Origin of the sequence: Nitrospirillum amazonense, assembly GCF_029594735.1 — a bacterium.
Classification (GTDB): Bacteria; Pseudomonadota; Alphaproteobacteria; order Azospirillales; family Azospirillaceae; genus Nitrospirillum; species Nitrospirillum amazonense.
On the sequence record NZ_JARPAF010000001.1, the window covers coordinates 832,928 to 851,244 of the forward strand.

At 65.1% G+C, this 18,317-nt stretch carries 14 protein-coding genes; 6 read left to right on the forward strand and 8 right to left on the reverse strand.

From position 1 onward, the window contains the following. Positions 1-29: 29 nt before the first annotated feature. From P5F91_RS03455 to P5F91_RS03480, 6 genes are all read right to left on the reverse strand, one after another. Positions 30-773, reverse strand: a complete 744-nt coding sequence (locus P5F91_RS03455) for an anti-sigma factor family protein (protein WP_277906513.1) — start codon at positions 771-773, stop codon at positions 30-32. Then, positions 770-1,315, reverse strand: a complete 546-nt coding sequence (locus P5F91_RS03460) for an RNA polymerase sigma factor (protein ID WP_246134613.1) — start codon at positions 1,313-1,315, stop codon at positions 770-772. The genes P5F91_RS03455 and P5F91_RS03460 overlap by 4 nt, the downstream gene beginning before the upstream one ends. 221 nt (positions 1,316-1,536) lie before the next feature. Next, positions 1,537-2,208, reverse strand: a complete 672-nt coding sequence (locus P5F91_RS03465; RefSeq protein ID WP_145613541.1) for an exopolysaccharide biosynthesis polyprenyl glycosylphosphotransferase — start codon at positions 2,206-2,208, stop codon at positions 1,537-1,539. A 2-nt stretch (positions 2,209-2,210) separates the two neighbouring features. Further along, positions 2,211-2,849, reverse strand: coding sequence for a TetR/AcrR family transcriptional regulator (locus P5F91_RS03470; RefSeq protein WP_186454989.1), 639 nt, complete (start codon positions 2,847-2,849; stop codon positions 2,211-2,213). Between the two features lie 112 nt (positions 2,850-2,961). After that, on the reverse strand, positions 2,962-4,425 hold the full coding sequence (locus tag P5F91_RS03475; protein ID WP_277906514.1) for a capsule assembly Wzi family protein: 1,464 nt from the start codon (positions 4,423-4,425) through the stop codon (positions 2,962-2,964). Between the two features lie 505 nt (positions 4,426-4,930). Then, on the reverse strand, positions 4,931-6,349 hold the full coding sequence (locus P5F91_RS03480) for a PIN-like domain-containing protein (protein WP_277906515.1): 1,419 nt from the start codon (positions 6,347-6,349) through the stop codon (positions 4,931-4,933). Positions 6,350-6,632: 283 nt separating this feature from the next. Here P5F91_RS03480 and P5F91_RS03485 point away from each other — a divergent pair, with 283 nt between their 5' ends. Together P5F91_RS03485 and P5F91_RS03490 are read left to right on the forward strand one after the other, a co-directional pair. Then, on the forward strand, positions 6,633-8,774 hold the full coding sequence (locus tag P5F91_RS03485; RefSeq protein ID WP_277906516.1) for a site-specific DNA-methyltransferase: 2,142 nt from the start codon (positions 6,633-6,635) through the stop codon (positions 8,772-8,774). Continuing rightward, positions 8,771-11,347: a DEAD/DEAH box helicase gene (locus P5F91_RS03490; RefSeq protein ID WP_277906517.1), complete on the forward strand. Its 2,577-nt coding sequence runs from the start codon at positions 8,771-8,773 to the stop codon at positions 11,345-11,347. Before P5F91_RS03485 ends, P5F91_RS03490 begins: the two co-directional genes overlap by 4 nt. A 365-nt stretch (positions 11,348-11,712) precedes the next feature. On the opposite strand, the gene P5F91_RS03495 is transcribed toward P5F91_RS03490, so the two are convergent. Beyond that, the gene (locus P5F91_RS03495) at positions 11,713-12,345 is read right to left on the reverse strand and encodes a TetR/AcrR family transcriptional regulator (protein WP_277906518.1); all 633 of its coding nucleotides are present in this window, start codon (positions 12,343-12,345) and stop codon (positions 11,713-11,715) included. A 94-nt stretch (positions 12,346-12,439) separates the two neighbouring features. Here P5F91_RS03495 and P5F91_RS03500 point away from each other — a divergent pair, with 94 nt between their 5' ends. Beyond that, positions 12,440-13,108, forward strand: a complete 669-nt coding sequence (locus P5F91_RS03500; protein WP_145613500.1) for an O-methyltransferase — start codon at positions 12,440-12,442, stop codon at positions 13,106-13,108. Here P5F91_RS03500 and P5F91_RS03505 read toward each other — a convergent pair. Further along, positions 13,095-13,922 (reverse strand): isocitrate lyase/PEP mutase family protein, encoded by an 828-nt coding sequence (locus P5F91_RS03505; RefSeq protein ID WP_145613499.1) that lies wholly within the window; start codon positions 13,920-13,922, stop codon positions 13,095-13,097. The genes P5F91_RS03500 and P5F91_RS03505 overlap by 14 nt on opposite strands. A 419-nt stretch (positions 13,923-14,341) precedes the next feature. Here P5F91_RS03505 and P5F91_RS03510 point away from each other — a divergent pair, with 419 nt between their 5' ends. Genes P5F91_RS03510 through P5F91_RS03520 form a run of 3 tightly spaced genes read left to right on the forward strand, consistent with a single transcriptional unit; the run spans position 14,342 to position 18,311 of the window. Then, on the forward strand, positions 14,342-14,797 hold the full coding sequence (locus P5F91_RS03510; protein WP_145613498.1) for a (2Fe-2S)-binding protein: 456 nt from the start codon (positions 14,342-14,344) through the stop codon (positions 14,795-14,797). An 8-nt stretch (positions 14,798-14,805) separates the two neighbouring features. Then, positions 14,806-16,980, forward strand: coding sequence for a xanthine dehydrogenase family protein molybdopterin-binding subunit (locus tag P5F91_RS03515; protein WP_277906519.1), 2,175 nt, complete (start codon positions 14,806-14,808; stop codon positions 16,978-16,980). Next, complete coding sequence (locus tag P5F91_RS03520) at positions 16,980-18,311, forward strand: cytochrome c (RefSeq protein ID WP_277906520.1); 1,332 nt, start codon at positions 16,980-16,982, stop codon at positions 18,309-18,311. The genes P5F91_RS03515 and P5F91_RS03520 overlap by 1 nt, the downstream gene beginning before the upstream one ends. The last annotated feature ends 6 nt before the right edge of the window (positions 18,312-18,317 follow it).

Genomic DNA, 18,317 nt, shown 5'->3' on the forward strand with positions numbered 1-18,317 from the left:
CGGCATGCGGACCATGCCGCTGGTGCACCTCACGCCGTCAGGCCGACATAGGCCATGCTGGCCAGCTTCTGCATCACGGCGGCCGACATCTCCCCGGCCATGACCATGCTCAGCTGGTCGTCCTGCCAGATGCAGACGCGCAACTTGTCGCGCTTGAACTGGTCGAAGCGCACCGTGCCGTCGGAATGGCGCAGGTAGATGGTGAACAGCCGGTCGTCGGCGTCGCGGTAGGCCACCGTGGCCGCCTGCCCCTCCACCTTCACGCCGGCCAGGCGATAGCCGGCGCGGGTCAGGTCCGGCACCTTGATGTTCAGGGCCACGACGCGGCTGAGCGCCGCGTTGTAGGGGGCCAAATCGCTGGGTACAGCCGCCGGCACATCGCGCGCCGCCAGCGCCATCTGCACGACATCGCCGGCCGGCCCGCCCGCCGGGCGGCCCGCCAGGTAGGCGCCACCGCCCACCAGCAGCAGCACGACGGCGGCCACGGCGCCCAGGCGGCGCCAGTCGGCCCAGGGCCGGGCGGCGTGCCCATTGGCGGCAGATTGCGCCAGGTCGATCAGGTGCTGCGGCACCGGCCGGTCGATCAGCGGGCTGTATAGCCGCTTCATCATGGCCTTGTCGGCCTCGTACCCGGCCAGACGCTCCGCCAGGGCGGGGTCCGCCAGCAGGGCGGCCTCGACAACGCGGGCGCGGTCTTCCGGCAGCTCGCCATCCAGGAAGGCATGCAGGTCGACCTCCGCGATGGAGGGATGGTTGGGGGTCTGGTCGCTCACTTTCGGTCTTTCGATACTGGGTGCTGTTGGCCCAGGGGCAGCGGGATGATCTCCGCGCCCTCGCCTTGCATCACGCTACGCAACCGCTCACGGGCCCGCGCCAAGCGCGACATCACGGTACCCACCGGAATGTCCAACTCCTCCGCGATCTCGCGATAGTTCAGTTCCTCGACACTGGACAGCAGCAGGATTTCCCGATGCTCCGGCGTCAGCCGGCTGACCGCCTTCACGAAGTCCCGCGCGGCCCCGACGTCGGTCGGCGGCGCGCTCAGTTCCACATGGTCGGCCAACTCGGTGATGTCCTGCTCCTCCCCCCGGCTGTTGCCGCGGCGGATCTCGTCGGTGTACAGGTTCCGCAAGATACGCCGCAGCCAGCCGGAGATGCGGGGCAACTCCCGCAATTGCGCTGATTGGCGCAGCGCGCGTTCCACACAATCCTGGACCAGATCATCCGCCAGCGCGGCATTGCCCACCAGCGCCAAGGCGTATCGCCTCAGCGCCGGCAGCTGCATGACCAGGGCGTTCGCGAATTGTTGGGACACGGCTTAGGGCTCTCCGACACGGGACATGTCGAACCAATGGAACACCTCGCGCCCGTGCCTAAGCCGCATCAGCTTACGTCCATCTTCACCGGCATCCCAGGGGCCAATTCCCCGGTGGATCACGGTCCTCTCATCCCTAAGACGGATGGCCTTCCGCGTTTATTCCCCGGGGCAACCGCTATGCGTTCGAAATAGTGCCGGCGAAATAGTGCCGGGCGTCGTCAGCACGCCTTGCGCCGGCTCAGCACCACCAGGGGCGTGCGGGCCAGGATCTTGAGGTCCAGGGCCAGGCTCGCGTTATCCACGTACCAGGCGTCCAGGTCCACCCGCGCCTGCATGTCCGCCACCTGGGGCGTCGCCCCGCGCGCGCCGTTTACCTGGGCCCAGCCGGTGATGCCGGGCCGCACGTTCTGGCGGTAGAGATAATTGGGGATACAGGCGCGGTAATAGTCGTCGTGGGCGGCGGCATGGGGCCGTGGCCCCACCAGGGACATGTCCCCCGACAGCACGTTCAGCAGTTGCGGCAGCTCATCCAGGCTGGTCACCCGCAGGACGCCGCCCACCCGGGTGACGCGGGGGTCGCCCTCGATGGCCTGCACCACGTCGGCGCCATCCTCCAGCACGTGCATGGTGCGGAACTTCACGATGTGGAAGGGCTGGCCCGCCAGGCCGATGCGCTGCTGGCGGAACAGGATGGGCCCCCGGCTATCCAGGCGGATCAGCAGGGCGATCAGACCCAGCAGCGGCAGGCAGGCCAGCAACAGCGCCAGGCTGAGCGTCATGTCCAGCACGCGCTTGGGCGTCAGGTGCCGCCGGGCGCGGGGCGGCAGCACCTCGACCGCGTCGGCCCGCGGCGCCGGCTCCGGCATCCGCAACGGCTGGGGCGCCGTCATGGTCACGCGGCGGTCCCGGCAGGTGTGGCTCCGGCAGGTTCGATAACGGCAGGGCCGGCCCAGGCGGTAACCAGCGCCCAGGCGGCCTGGTACAGGGCGCCGGTCAGGTCCGCCTGCGGCAGCTGGCCGCCCAGGTGCAGGACGGCAACGCCATGCAGGGTGGACCACAGCAGGCGGCCCAGGATGACCGGATCGGCGCACGTCGGCCCCACCGCCGCGAAGCCGGCAACGTGGGCGGCGAAGGCATCCTCCACCCGGCGTTCCTGGCGCCGCACTTCCGCCACCCCGGGCACCCGGGCCGGCGCCAGGGTGAACATTAGGCGATAGCGCGCGGGCTCGGCGGTCGCGAAGGCGCCGTAGGCCGTGACCAGGCGGGCCACCCGCTCCTCCAGCGTGCCGCCGTCCCGCGCCTGGTCCAGCGCGTCGGCCAGGCAGGCGAAGCCGTGGGCGCGGACGCAGGCCAAGATGGCCTCCTTATTCTCGAAATAGCGGTAGGGCGTCATGACGCTGACGCCCAGGCGCTGCGCCAGGTCCCGCATCTTGAACCCATCCAGCCCCCGGTCGGCGAACAGGCCGGCGGCGACATCGCGGACACGATCGCGCGGGGTGGTGGTCTTGGCGCAGGCGACGATGGACGGCATGGATCCTCCGGCAGGCAACGTGGGGATGGCTCCCCTCATTCCCATGACGGATACGGACCGCGGGTTTATTCCCATGAGCCCGCGCTATTTTCACAACGCGATGCGCCTCCCCCTATAACGCGATGCGCAGCGCCGCCTCCACCGCCGGCAGGAAGCCATGGTCCGGCCGCGCCTGGTCGTCCTGGACGCTGCCGCGCAGATCCAGGGTGAAGTGGCGGAACGGCAGGCTGAGGCGCCCTTCCAGGATGTTCACCTTGATGGGGACGGGGCTGACGATGTTGGCCCCGGCCGACTGCGCCGTGCCGATGACGGCGTGATGCAGGGTCATCTCATAAGTCCAGCCGTCGGCATCGCTCCAACTGCCCTGCAGGGACAAGAGGCGGGAATCATCGTCCAGGCTGAAGCCGATGGTGCGGCCGCGATAGCGCATGCCATCGGGGTAGCCGCCGTTGGTGTAGGAGAAGCCGTAGATACGGCTGGCGAAGCTGAAGATGTCGGTGGTGGAGATGCTGTCGGCATACTCCGCCGTCAGCCGCAGGGGGCGGCCCGCCAGGGGTACGAAGGCGGTGGCGCCGAACAAATGGCTGGTGCCGGAATGGGTGATGGGGGAGCTGTCCTCGTTCATCAGCTGCATATAGGCCTGGACCGGCACGCCCCACAGGTCGTGGCTATACTTGATGTCCACCACGCCCTCGTCATTGGTCCTGTTGACGTCGGTGGGGGAGTTGTTCAGCTGGAAATACTCCGCCGGATCACATGGGTGCCCCTGGCCGCAGATCTCACCCGTGCGCGCCAGGCCGATCTCCAAACCCGGGGCCGGGTTGACGGTGACGCGCAGGGCGTCGAACACCGTGTTCTTCTGCAGGCGCGGGCCGTCGAGAAGGCCCAGGAAGAATTCCGCCTGCCATGGCCCCAGCCACTCCAGCACCGGCCAGGTCGAGGGGGAGGTGTCCAGGCGCTGGATACCCACCTGGGGCATGGGCCGGGCGTTGTTGGACAGGGTCAGGGCCGAGATCCAGCCCGGTCCCCACCAGTGGGTCAGCCAGCCGCCGTAGACCAGGGCGTCGCCCGCCTTCACCGCCAGATAGCTGTCATCCAGCGCCAGCTTGGTGGCGCCCGTCTTGAAGTCCTGGGTGTAGCTGCCCACGGCCAGCCGGGCGGCCACGGTGTTGGAGCTGTAGGACAGCGCCACCTGGGTCTGCCCCTCCCCCCGGCCCAGACTGTCGAAGCCGTGCACCAAGGCCGGCGCGTTGGTCAGGTCCAGGCTGGCGCTGGTGCTGAAGCCCGGCCGGTTCTCGCGCATCGCGCGGCCCAGCACGCGCAGGGCCGCCACCTGCACCGCATCCGGCTGGGCGTCCAGGTCGGCCGCCTTCAGCGCGGGCACGATGGCCGTCCAGGGCAAGGGCCATTGCGTGGTGACCCCATCGATCAGGCCGGCCGCCGCCAGCATTTCGATATCACCGCGCAATTGGTTGTCGCCCACCTCGCCCCAAGGCGAGGCGCCGGCCAAACCCGTCGTGCCCAGCAAAAGAAACAGCGCGCCGGCCAGCCGCCGGCCCATCGCCCCGGTCCGCATCCTCAGGGTCCCACATGGCCGAACCCGACCCCGCCACCGGGGCCGCGCGCCACCTTAAAACCAAGGGAAAACGGCGGGATAGGACGTAACTTCGTATACGGACTCAGCCCTGGTGTGGGCTGCATCTCCTGAACAAAGCCTGACCCCACCGATGCGAAAGCCGGCCGTCCTGACGCTGTAGTTTGAGAAAGCCGCTTCTGTCCGCTTCGCGCCCTCACTCCGGCCATTTGGGAGGGCTAGGCAGCATCCCTAAAAGCGGACATCCGCATATTCTTAATCAGCAATGACACCAGTGTAGCCAAGCCGAAACGAGCTAGGTATTCTCAAGCGACCTGCATCGTTGCGAATAGCAAGCTCTTCCAAATCTACGCGAATCCGGGTGTTCGCGCATTGTCCAGATCCACAGCTCGACAGGAAGGCGCTGTTACTCGACAGCCCGATTCCGCGCATATCGCTTCCGCGGCGCAAGTGCCGCCGCCTTAATCTAGGCTCAGAAGAAGCGTTATCAGGGCGCGCTCAGCGGCACACCGGATTGGAAAATCCGATATTCAAAACGCACTTGATAGGCAGATGCGCTGCGGCTGTCGTCGGAAATCGCCAGGACCCTTCCAACCAACACTTCACCCGTCTTGTTCAACGCGGCAAAGGCTTCGCCTAGGCCAATCGTGTAAATGTGTGAGCTGCCGTCGAACTCCTCCATGTCGAGGAGAACATCCCGGACAACGCCCTTCAACCGCATAATCGCGATTAGCGTGGGCGTGCGATACAGGTGCACCTTTGTATCGCTTGCCTTGGAAAAGCGCAGATCGATGGTGCCCAAGGGCGACGGCACACTAATCTGCCCGCCGTCACGCGAATAATCGAAGTCGATCTCACCTGATGCCGACTCCAGACCGGATGAGCCCGACCGCCGAGCTTTTGAGGCCGCGGAAGCTTGCATCCGTACCGCAGAGTTCGCCGACGCTTCAGCTAATCGAACCTCCTCCACGATCTCGTCCGCCGTGCCGAACTGCCGCAGCAGCTCGGCGAGACTGGAGAGATGCAGATTGTTTCCGCCTGATGCCCTACGATACTCGATCAGCAGTTCGGGGCGGGTGAAGACGGGCTCGCCGCCCGAGCGCACGAACCAGTCCGCCTTCTCCTCGCCGGTGACGAACACCAGGTCTTTCTGCTTTTCGCTGCCGATGCGCAGCAGCGCTTTCCAGATAAGAAAGTCGCCAATGCCGGTGTCCGACTTGCCCCCGTCTTTGTAGCCCGGAGGTATTTTGTTCGCTAACCGGTCCGCCCATTCTGCCTGAAGCGCTTCTCGTTCTTCTTCGTGTTCGATGACGTTGCCCGCGGCAAATATCTCCGCGTAGAGCGTAGTGACAGGGTCGTTACCACGCCACGCAGTCACGCCGGTGCGAATACGGCCAAGCGCCTTCAAATAGGCTCTGCGTCCATCGGCCAGATCCTGTCCAGCCTTTTTAAGCTCGTCGTACCCGTCCAGACCTTCCAGAATCGGAGAGACGACCCCTTCGACCGAAATTCTGGAAGAGAGATCCGCTATCGTCTTCAGAAGCTCGGCGATCTTGCGATCCCTGTGCTTGATAAACTCGCGGGCAGATCGGGCGGCTAGAAACAGTCGCCCCTCTTCGGCGAGCTTTTTATAAGTGGCCGTAAGCGCGCCGAGGTCGTCCTTTCCGATGGCGTAAGGCAGCAACAGCGCATTTGTATCGATCGCGACCAGAACGTCCGAATCGGCAACGTCAGCGACCAAGCTGGAGCGCAGGAGATCGACCGGGTCCGGGAATATGTCTTCGAGCAGGAATGGGTTCGCCGCCACCGCCCGGTCATCGCGCTTAGACGGCGCGGCCGGCTGGTATTTTTCGCCTTCCGGCACCGCCCCCGCTTTGGGTGCCGCTTCCTGCTTGGCTTTGCTCATTTTGTGCGTTGCTCCAACGCGAGTCAGTCCGCCTATCCGTAACTTTAAAAAAATTGTCGCCCGGCGGCGACTCCGTACTGATTGTGCTCGACCCGAAGCCGATAGATGCTGCAATTGAAGCGATTTGTCGCTAGGCATAGCGGATGATGTGCGAATCCCCTTCAAGACCCTCCATGTGCCTCGACGAGTGGCCCGGTAGCACGATTGCTTATCAGGCCCTGCTCGCAATGCCATTCAACATCGGCGTGGGGGAAGCGCGACATCTCGTTTTCGGGGGGATCGCTTGTCACGGCTGACGGAGCTACTGGGCCAGGTTAAAGCAAGTGATGCGCAGCTCGGTCAGGAGCTCGAGCGCGAGTTTCGCGCGCTTGCATCGCGTCGCGCGTTCGGACTGAATTTCGAGCGCCATCGGCCGGAAGCTGTGGAGCTTCCAGGGCGCCCCGTGCGCAAAGGCGATAAGGTTCGAATCTGCGCCCCGCGAGGTTCCCCTGGGCCGGGTGCGCGCGATCTCTGGATTGTCGGCGATATCGATCGCGCCAATGGAACCGCCGACGTCGAGCGATTGAGCCCTGGCGCGGAGGAGGCAGCCAAGCGGACTGTCGACCTCGGTGATCTCGTCGTGATGGCTGAGTTTCGCGACATCATCTATCCGGGGCTTGTCAGCACCGGCGAGGTCAAACGCTCTGACACCCGCCCGACGCATGTCGTCATCAATGGTGAAAATTTTCACGCGCTTCAGGCGCTGACATTCAGCAATCGCGGGCGGATCGATGCGATTTACATCGACCCCCCCTACAATTCGGGCGCACGGGACTGGAAATACAACAACGATTACGTCGAGGCTGAGGACCAGTATCGCCATAGTAAGTGGCTTGCCATGATGGAGCGGCGGCTCCGCATCGCGCGTGAGCTGATGCGCCCAGAACGTAGCGTGATCTTGGTCAGCATCGACGAAAAGGAGGTCCACCGCCTCGCACTGCTTCTCGAGCAGGTCTTTCCGGAAGCAGATATCCAGATGGTGACAAGCGTCATCAGCGCGAAGGGCGCGGTTAGGGTCGGCAAATTTTCACGGGTTGAAGAACATATCTTTGTCGTAACGCTGGGCGAGGCAAAACTCATCCCTTGGGTGCGCAACATGCTTGATCCCATCAAGGGCGACGCCAGCGACCAGCAAGCGCTCGAATGGTTAGGTTTGCGCCGGCGCGAACCAAGCAGCACGCGGGGAGCTCGGCCTAACCAATTCTATCCAATCTTCGTCGACGAGGCGACTGGACGCCTCCACGCGGTCGGCGACCCGGTCGCGGACGGTATCGACCGTGAAACTATTGCCGTTCCTCCAGGCACCGTCGCGCTGTGGCCGCTCAAGCCGGACGGCACTGAAATGCTCTGGGGCCTGACGCCTGAGATTCTTAAACGCAATTGGGCGAACGGATACGTTCGCGTGAATCGCTGGAACCGCACAACGCGTAGCGGGACCGTTCAATATCTTGCCGGCGGCACGATCTCAGCGATCACGGCAGGAGCGATCCGGATCACCGGCAAGGCTCGCGATGGCTCGGTTATCGGCACCGTGGCGACCGATGATGATGCCCCGCCGCCCAAGCGCGTTTGGAACCTCGCGTCACATAATGCGGAGACTGGAGGAACGAATGTCTTGAGTAGCCTCCTGGTCGGGCGGCGCTTTCCCTACCCCAAGTCACTCTACGCGGTTGAAGATATCCTTCGTTTTTTCATAGCTGATATTCCTGATGCAGTGATTCTGGACTTCTTCGCCGGGTCAGGAACGACCGCACATGCAGTCATGCGCCTCAACCGCCAAGATGGCGGCTCGAGACGCGCAATCTGCATTACCAACAACGAGGTGAGCGCCGAGGAGCAAACAGCATTGCGGCGTAGCGGCTTGCGACCGGGCGATGAAGAGTGGGAGCGGCTCGGGATATGCGACTACATCACCAAGCCGCGTATTGCTGCCGCGATTACCGGGGAACGTGCTGATGGCACGGCCGTCCCTGGTGACTATCGGTTCAATGATGAATTCCCGATGGCCGAAGGCTTCGCCGAGAATGCGGAATTTTTCACCCTCACTTATGAAACGCCGATCGCAGTCAGCTACAACCTCGCGTTTCAACGTGTCGCCCCGTTGCTCTGGCTTCGCGCCGGCGCCGTCGGCGACCGTATTAATGAGGTCCCGGCCAACGGCTGGACGATCGTTCAGGCGTACGGTCTACTTGTCGATCTCGACAGATCATCGGAGTTTTGCGCGGCGATGAAGGAAGCCGAAGAAGCCACCCATGCTTTTGTCGTGACCAATGACGACAGGCGCTACCAATCGGTGTCGCGCCAGCTTCCGGATGGGATCGAGGTTGTCCGCCTTTACGAATCCTACCTCTCCAATTTCCGGTTCGTCAGCGGGGGCACCGAATGAAGTTCACGCTGAAGGATTATCAGGAAGACGCCGTCTCCGAAGTTCTGGAGCGGCTTCGCCGAGCTCGGCGCCGGTGGCGCGAGGACAATGAGGTTCAGGCCTTTTCGCTGACGGCACCTACGGGCGCGGGCAAGACCATCATGGCCGCTGCGGTCTTTGAAGCTCTCTTTCACGGTGACGATACATTTGAGTTCGATGCTGATCCGGGCGCCGTGGTCATCTGGTTCAGCGACGATCCTTCGTTGAACGAACAGACGCGCTTCCGGTTGGGTGAGGCGTCGGATCGTCTCAACTGGACCGACCTGCACGTGGTCGAAAACAGCTTCAACCGCGAGAAGCTCGCGCCAGGGAAGGTATATTTCCTCAATACCCACAAGCTGTCGCGCAACAGCTTGCTTGTCCGTGGTCACGAACCGGAGGATGAAGCGGAGCCGAGCCTGCCCTACATGCGGCCGGACGCGCGCTCCTATACGATCTGGGACACGATCCGGAACACGATCGAGGACCCGGCGCTGACGCTTTATCTGGTGCTCGACGAGGCGCACCGCGGGATGGGCGAAGGCCGCACGCTGCAGGATCGGTCGACTATCGTTCGCCGGCTAATCAACGGCGCCGGCTCGATGCCGCCTATGCCGATCGTGTGGGGCATCTCGGCTACGGTCGAGCGGTTCAACGTCGCGATGCGGGAAGCGCGGGGGCGGAGCATTTTGCCCGGCGTCGCGGTCGATCCTGCAAAGGTTCAGGAATCTGGCCTACTGAAAGACACGATCGTTCTCGATATTCCGGACGAGGCTGGGCATTTCGAGACGGTGCTGGTGCGGCGGGCAACGGACAAGATCGTCGAATCGAGTCAGGCTTGGGCTGACTATGCGGCGCAACAGCCTAGCACACCGATCGTCCAGCCTTTGCTCGTCCTTCAGGTCAGGAACACACCTGACCCTGACGAGATCGGCCGAGCTCTGGACATGATCTATGAGCGCTGGCCTGCCTTGTCTCAGGATGCGATCGCTCATGTGTTCGGTGAGCACGTGACGCAGACATTCGGGCGTCACGTGGTGCCGTATATCTCGCCAGAGAGGGTTCAGGAGTCCGCTTGGGTTCGCGTGCTGATCGCCAAAGACGCGATCAGCACCGGCTGGGATTGTCCACGTGCGGAGGTGATGGTGTCATTCCGCGCAGCGCAGGATCCAACGCATATTACCCAACTCCTCGGTCGCATGGTACGCACTCCGCTCGCGCGGCGCATCCCGGGTAATGACAAGCTCAATTCCGTTGACTGCCTGCTTCCGTTCTTCGACAGGGCCGCGGTGAAGGCGGTTGCCAATGCCCTGATGGCGGGTGGAGGCGACGGGGAGCAGCCGCTTTCGGGTCGCCGTGTCTTGATCAATCCTGCCGAGATGATGCCCAACCCATCGGTTGCCGCCGATGCTTGGGCTCGATTCCTGTCGCTGCCATCGCAGTCGCTTCCCCACCGCGCGCCGCGGCCGGTTAAACGCCTCACCGCATTAGCGCACGAATTGGCAACAGATGGAATCCTTGCCGATGCCGGCAAGAAAGCTCACCGTGAAATGCATGCGGCGCTCGACGCGGCGCGCGTGCGCTACGCTAGTCAGTTGGAAGCAGCCAGGCAGTCGGTCCTGACGGTCGAGGGCGTCGCACTCACGGCAGACCTCGGCGAGCGAGTCACGCGGTTCAATGCCTTCGTCGAAACCGCCGATATGACGGTGATCGACGATGCTTACAGGCGCGCCGCGCGGGTGTTCAGCCCTGATCTTGCTCGCACATACGCTGAGCATGTTGCGCGCAACATGCCCGGAAGTGACCCGGAAGAGGCGTTGATTGCAGCACATGTCGAAATTGCGGCCCTCGCCTTAGTGGAAGGGGTGCGCGAGTATCTCGAAGTCGAAGCCGAGCGACTTACGCGGCGATGGTTGGATCACTACCGGGTCGCGATAAAGTCGCTCGGGGACGAGCGTCAAGAGGAGTATCGCCAAATCCGCGCAATGAGCGCGGAACCCGAGGCACACGATCTCGGTCATCCGCGCAAGTGGCTCGTCGCGTCAATGGCGCGCGAGCAAAATGGGGAAGAGATTTCACTGCCGAGATATCGCGGTCATCTGATGTGCGACGCCGAAGGCCTGTTCCCAGTTGAGCTGAATGGCTGGGAGCAAGCCGTACTTGATCGTGAGAGTGCCCGCGTGGGTTTCGAAGCTTGGTATCGCAACCCAGCGAGAGCAACGCCGGAAGCTCTTGGCATCGCCTATGAGTCGAGCGGCGGCTATAAGATCCTCCGCCCCGACTTCTTGTTTCTGTCGAGACTAGCCGATGGAACGGTGGTAGCCGATCTCGTCGACCCGCATGGCATCCAACTTAGCGATGCATTACCCAAGATTCGGGGCTTAGCCCAGTATGCGGAAACGCATGCTGGCGCGTTTCGGCGGATCGAAACCGTCGCGAAGATCGATGACGAATTAAAGGTTCTCGATCTCACCGACAGTATCGTCCGCAACGCCATCGCAACAGCTGAGAGCGCGGCTGAGCTTTACCAGAGCACGCTGGCACGCGCCTACTAAGGGGCCCGCCAAATGACATCGCAGAGGTGCCCTATTGGCAGCCAGTGCAGGCTGTCCAGCCTTCATTCGGTTCTAAGGGACGGCGGCATTGGGGGTGTGAGACCGCCAGAAAAGAAGCGCTGGAGACGACCCTGACGTAAGACCGGAGTAAGACCGGAGTAAGACCGGATGTTTGTCCGAGGTGAGGTGGCTCGTCCCCGCAATCACAAGGCGGCTTTCGCCGATACCGAACCAGGAGCAGACAGTCAGCAACCGGCCCCATAGCCGCCATTCCCGGAACCACTCAGACCCAAGATGAGCTGGCCCATAAGGTGAGCCCCCGATTCTCATGCTATGGGCCAAACCTTCTTATTTTATGGATAAGCTCAGCCCTGGTCCAAGCTGCGGAGATAGGCGCAGAACATGTCGGCCATGGCGTCGGCATAGGTCGATATCTCCGCATCCGTGCGCGGGGTTTCGGAATAGCCCTTGCCCACTTGGCTCACGGTCGTCTTGATCAGGTCACCCGCCATGGCGCGCACGGCATCGGTGGCGTTGGGCAACGCCTCGCGCATGAAGGCCGCGACGACATCGTCGGTCGATCCCCGCGCCTCCTTGGCCTCCGGCGCGTCGCGGTAGAGGGGTGCCGCATCGGCCAGGGCCCCCCGCATCTCCGCCTCTTCACACTCCGACTTCAGGAAAGCGTGGACCAGGGTGCGCAGCCGATCCAGCGGCGGCCGGGCGCGACCCTCCAGGATGGCGCGCAGCATATCGGCCGTCTGCCGCCATTCATCGCTTTGCAGCCGGAACAGGATGGCGGCCTTGTTGGGAAAATACTGGTACAGCGACCCGACGCTGACACCCGCCTTTTCCGCAACCCGCGCGGTGGTGAAGCGGGCCGCCCCCTCCTTCGCCAAAACCTGAACAGCCGCCTCCAGGATGGTGGCGACCAGCCCGGCGGAGCGGGCCTGCTGCGGCTGCTTTCGTGAGGAAATGCGGGGGCTGGCGCGGTCGGGCATGGCGGGGCGGGGCAATGCGAATAGGGAACATGACGAATTAGTCGTATTTTGAGGGCGGCGCAAGACCGCGCCGCGTCAACCCGGATTTATCCCCATGAGCACCCTGACCACCGCCCCCGTGGCCCCCTTGCTGGACCGCCTGTTCGCGGAGGCCGCCCGGATCACGCCCTCCTCCATTCCCGGCGTGGCCGACATGATGGCGCGCGGCGACCATACCCACCTGATGCGCAGCAAGACCGAGTACCGCAGGTTCTACAGCGCCCTGAAGGACATGCCCCTGGCGGTGTCGCGTGAGGCGGGAACGCTGCTGTACATGCTGGCGCGCGGCTCGAACGCACGCACGGTCGTGGAGTTCGGCACCTCCTTCGGCCTGTCCACCCTGCATCTGGCGGCGGCCCTGCGCGACAATGGCGGCGGCCGGCTGATCACCACGGAGTTCGAGCCGTCCAAGGTTGCCCGCGCCCGGGCTAACCTGACGGAAGGCGGCCTGATCGACCTTGTGGAAATCCGCGAGGGCGACGCCCTGCATACCTTGGCCGCCGACCTGCCGCAGACCATAGACCTGCTGCTGCTGGACGGCGCCAAGGCCCTCTATCCTGAGATCCTGGACCTGGTGGAGAGCCGCCTGCGGCCGGGCGCCTTTATCCTCGCCGACAACGCCGATCACAGCCCGGACTATCTGACCCGGGTGCGCGATCCCGCCAACGGCTATCTTTCCCTGCCCTTCGGCGAGGATGTGGAACTGTCGATCAAACTGGGCTGAAGGCGCCAAAGATCTCGTTGAGTTGCTTGCCGGAGGCGCCGGCGGCCAGCCCGTCGAACGATCCGCCCCGCAGCGTCTCCGCCGCGCGCAGGAAACCGCCCCAGGCGGCGCGCGCCAGTCCACCGCCAACGCTGACCCGGCGCACGCCCCAGTCGGCGATTTCCGCCAGGCTGGGGCCCGGGCGCATGACCAGCAGGTTCACCGGCTTGGGCGCCACCGCGCGGACCAGGGCCACGACGTCGGCCTTGTCGACCAGGCCGGGGGCGTAGAGGCAATCGGCGCCCGCCTCGGCCAAGGCCACCATCTTGTCGATGGCCTCGGTCACGCGGGACGGGTCGCTCAACAGGATCTCGGTGCGGGCGACCAGCAGGGCGTGTGCATCGACCTGGTCTATGGCGGCCCGCGCCGCGCGAATGCGCTCCACCGCCGTGGCGGTGTCGTAATGGCCGGGCTGGCCGTCGGCGCGGATGTCCTCGATCGACAAGCCCGCGACACCAGCCTCAACCGCCATGCGAATATTGGCCGCCAGATCACTGATTTCATGAGCAAAGCCAGACTCATAATCCGCGTTGACCGGCAGGTCGGTCGCCGGCACCAAGGCGCGCAGGTGCTCCAGCACCTCGTCCCGCGTCACGCCATAATCCGGCCGGCCTTGCGTCCAGGCATAGCCTGAACTGGTCGTCGCCAGGGCCTTGAAATCCATGTGCTGGAGCATCCGGGCGCTGCCCACGTCCCAGGGGTTGGGCAGCATGAAACAACCGTCCTGATGCAGGGCGCGGAAGGCCGCGCGCTTTTCCGTGATGGTGCGTGTCATGGTCCGTTTCCCTCCCGTTGGTGACGGACAGTCCATCCACCGTCACCTGTCGGCAAGGATGACGATCACACCCTCTGACGCCGCGCCAAATCAGCAAGACACCGCCTGGGGCAAGAGGTGGTCAGGATGGCGGCGAAGTCCCTGATGGTCCGCGACTAACCATAAACATCGTTGCACAGCGGGCAACACTTCGCAGGCAAAAATGGTGGGGAATGAAAATTTATCTTATAATACAATAGCATATGAGAGCCCGCCACCATTGCTACGTCCCGTCGATGGTCCCACCCCCGCCCGCGGTATGATTCCGGAACCGCACCGTTCTGCGCGAAGCTCTGTGACACGCGCCTTCGTTGCCGGCGCCGCTCCGCAGACGGTGCCGGCAACGGATGGGCAAGGGCCGCCAGCACGGGAAAAAATCCATGGTCAAGCTTTCGATCAACGGCACCGTCCACGATGTGGATGTGGAGCAGGACACGCCGCTGCTCTGGGTGTTGCGTGATGTCCTGGGAATGACGGGCACCAAGTTCGGATGCGGCGTCGCCCAATGCGGCGCTTGTACCGTCCATCTGGATGGAACCCCCGTTCGCTCCTGCCAGACGGCCGTCGGGGACGTGGGCGATATGGCCATCGTCACCATCGAAGGCATCGGCGCCACCCCGGCCGGCGCCAAGGTGCAGAAGGCCTGGATGGACCTGCAGGTGGCGCAGTGCGGCTACTGCCAGTCGGGCCAGATCATGTCGGCCGCGGCGCTGCTGGCGCAGACGCCAGCGCCCAATGACGCCGACATCGACGCCGCCATGGCGGGCAACATCTGCCGCTGCGGCACCTATGTCCGCATCCGCGAGGGCGTCAAGCACGCCGCCTCTCTGACGTGAGGTGCACGATGGACAAGCATCTTTCCACGCCCGGCACCTCCCGCCGTGACGTGCTGCGCGGCCTGGCCTACGGCGGCCTGCTGCTGGCCGTCGATCTGCCGCTGGGCCGCCTGGCGGTGGCGGGCGAGAACGCCCCCGCCGTGTTCGCGCCCGACGCCTTCATCCGCATCGCCGGTGATGGCACCGCGACCCTGATCATGCCGCAGGTGGAAATGGGCCAGGGCATCTACACGGCCATGACCATGCTCATCGCGGAGGAGCTGGATTTGCCATTGGCCGCCGTCCGGCTGGAGGCGGCACCCGCCAGCGACGCGCTTTATGGCAACCCCATCTTCAAGATCCAGGCGACCGGCGGCTCCACCTCCGTCCGCGCCTACTGGACGCCCATGCGCAAGGCTGGCGCCGCCGCGCGCGTCATGCTGGTGGAGGCCGCGGCCAAGCGCTGGCAGGTGGCACCGGCCAGCTGCGAGACCCGGGACGGCACCGTTCTCCATACCGCCAGCGGCCGTTCCCTACCCTATGGTGATCTGGCCGCCGCCGCCGCGCGCCTGACCCCGCCCGCCGACCCGCCGCTGAAGGATCCGAAGACCTTCCGTCTGCTGGGCAAGACCCAGACCCGGCTGGACATCGAGGCCAAGGGCAACGGTTCCGCCAAATACGGCATCGACGCCATGCCGCCCGGCGTGAAGTTCGCCACCCTGGCCAGCTGCCCTGTACCCGGCGGCAAGGTCAAGAGCGTGGACGACGCCCAGGCCCGCGCCGTGCCGGGAGTGCGGCAGGTGGTGGTGCTGGACGATTTGGTGGCCGTGGTCGGCGATCACATGTGGGCGGCCAAGAAGGGGTTGGACAAGCTGGCCATCGTCTGGGACGAGGGGCCCAACGCCACGCTGTCCACCGACAGCCTGCGCGCGGCCATGCATGAGGCCGCGAAGCAACCGGGCGTGGTGGTGAAGAGCGAAGGGGCCGACGCGCAGCCGGGTGCACCCGGCGTGATCAGCGCGAGCTATGAGCTGCCCTTCCTGGCACACGCGCCCATGGAGCCCATGAACTGCACGGTCCACCTGCGGCCGGGCGCCTGCGATGTCTGGACCGGCACCCAGGTGATGACCAAGGCCCAGGCCATGGCGGCGCAGGCCGCCGGCCTGAAGCCCGAGCAGGTGACCGTCCACAACCATTTGCTGGGCGGTGGCTTCGGCCGCCGGCTGGAGGTGGACATGATCGACAAGGCGGTGCGCGTCGCCGCCCACGTCGATGGTCCGGTGAAGGTGGTCTGGACGCGGGAGGAGGACATCCAGAAGGCGATGTACCGTTCCACCTATGGCAGCTGGCTGTCCGCCAAGCTGGAGAACGGCAAGCCGGTGGCCTGGCGCCACACGGTGGTGGGCCCCTCGGTCATCGCCCGATGGCTGCCGCCGGCCTTCACCGGCGGCATCGACATCGACGCCATCGACGGCGCCAGCGACCAGCCTTATGCCGTCGGCGGCTTCCATGTCGAGTACGTCCGCCACGAGCCCCAGGGGGTGCCCACCTGCTTCTGGCGCGGCGTGGGCCCCAACAACACCGTTTTCTCCGTCGAAAGCTTCATCGATCGGCTGGCCTGGGAAACCAAGAGCGACCCGCTGGAATACCGCCGCGCGCTGCTGGCCGCCAACCCCCGGGCGCTACAGGTGCTGAACACGGCGGCGGAGCGTGCCGGCTGGGCCACGCCCCTGCCGCCCGCGGCGGGCGGGCGCGTAGGCCGGGGCATATGCCTGCAGACGGTCTTCGGCAGCTATCTCGCCACCATCGCCGAGGTGGCCGTGCGGGATGACGGCGAGGTGCAGGTGCGCCGCCTGGTCACCGCCGTCGATTGCGGCATGGTGGTGAACCCGGACGGCGTGGTCTCGCAAATCCAGGGCGGGCTGGTCTTCGGCCTGTCCGCCGCCCTGCATGGCCAGATCACCTTTGAGAAGGGGCGCGTGCAGCAGAGCAATTTCCATGATTACCGCGTCGTCCGCATCGATGAGATGCCGGCTGTGGAGGTGCACCTGGTGCCGTCCACCGAGGCGCCCGGCGGCATTGGCGAGCCCGGCACCACCACGGTGCAGCCCGCCGTGGCCAACGCCATCTATGCCGCCACGGGCGTGCAACTGACACGCATGCCCATAGACCGGACACTGCTGGCCAAGGGGGGGCGGACCTGATGCGCGGAAGCACAAAAAGGGCGGCCCTGCTGGCTGCCGGGATCATCGTCGTGGCGGGCGCCGCCGTGCTTGGCCGAATGATGTTCCTGCCCGGCCCACTGGATTTCGCCGGCGGCCACCAGGTCAGCCTGGCGGATTTCAAGGGCCCCTCGCCCACCGGCGTGCCCAAGGAACTGGCCAACGCCGCCCTGCTGGAACGGGGCGCCTACCTGACCGCGGCGGCCGACTGCCAGGCCTGCCATACCGCCGAGGGCGGCACGCCCTACGCCGGCGGCCGGCCGTTCAAGCTGCCCTTCGGCACCCTCTATACCCCCAACATCACCCCCGACGCGGAAACGGGCATCGGCCGCTGGAGCGATGCGGACTTCCTGAAGGCGGTGCACAAGGGCGTGGCGCCAGGGGGGCGGCATCTCTACCCCGCCTTTCCCTACGCGTCGTACACATTGATGACGGACGAGGACGTGCTGGCCATCAAGGCTTATCTGTTCTCGCTGGCGCCGGTGCGGCGGCAGAACCTGCCCGACACCTTCGCCTTTCCCTATAACCAGCGCTGGCTGATGATCTTCTGGGGCATGCTGTTCAACCCTGACCATCGCTTCCAGCCGGTGGCTGAGCGCGGTCCGGAATGGAACCGCGGCGCCTATCTGGTGGAAGGGGCGGCGCACTGCGGTGAATGCCATACGCCGCGCACCCCGTTCCAGGCCATGGACACCCGGCGCAAGTTCGCCGGCGGCCAGGCGGAGGGCTGGAACGCCTACAACATCACCCCTGACGCGACGTCGGGCATCGGCGGCTGGTCGCCGGAACAGATCGAGGCCTACCTGGCCCACGGCCACGCCAAGGGCAAGAGCGTCGCCTCCGGCCCGATGCGCGAGGCGGTGGAGTTGAGCTTCTCGAAGCTCAGCCCGTCGGACATCGCGGCGATGCGCAGCTATCTGCAAACCGTGCCGGCGGTGCACACCAGCCTTCCCGCCCCGGCCGGCCCCGCCCCGCGGGAGCATGGCGCCACCGTGGCCGACAACCTGGACGGCAAGCGCATGTTCGAAGGCGCCTGCGCCAGCTGCCACGCCTGGAGCGGCGCCGGCGTCAATTCGGCAGAGGCTCAGCTGACAGCGAAGCGGGCGGTGAACGACCCCAGCGCGGCCAACGTCGCCCTGATGATCTTGAAGGGCTCCGGCCCCCAGGTCGCCGGCCGACCCTATATGCCAGGCTTCTCCGGCGCCTATTCGGATGAGGAGATCGCGGCGGTGGCCAATTACGTGACCGCGCGCTTCGGCGCGGCCCCGTCGAAGATCACGCCCGGCGATGTCGCCAAGCTGCGCCTGGAGTAGCGTTCC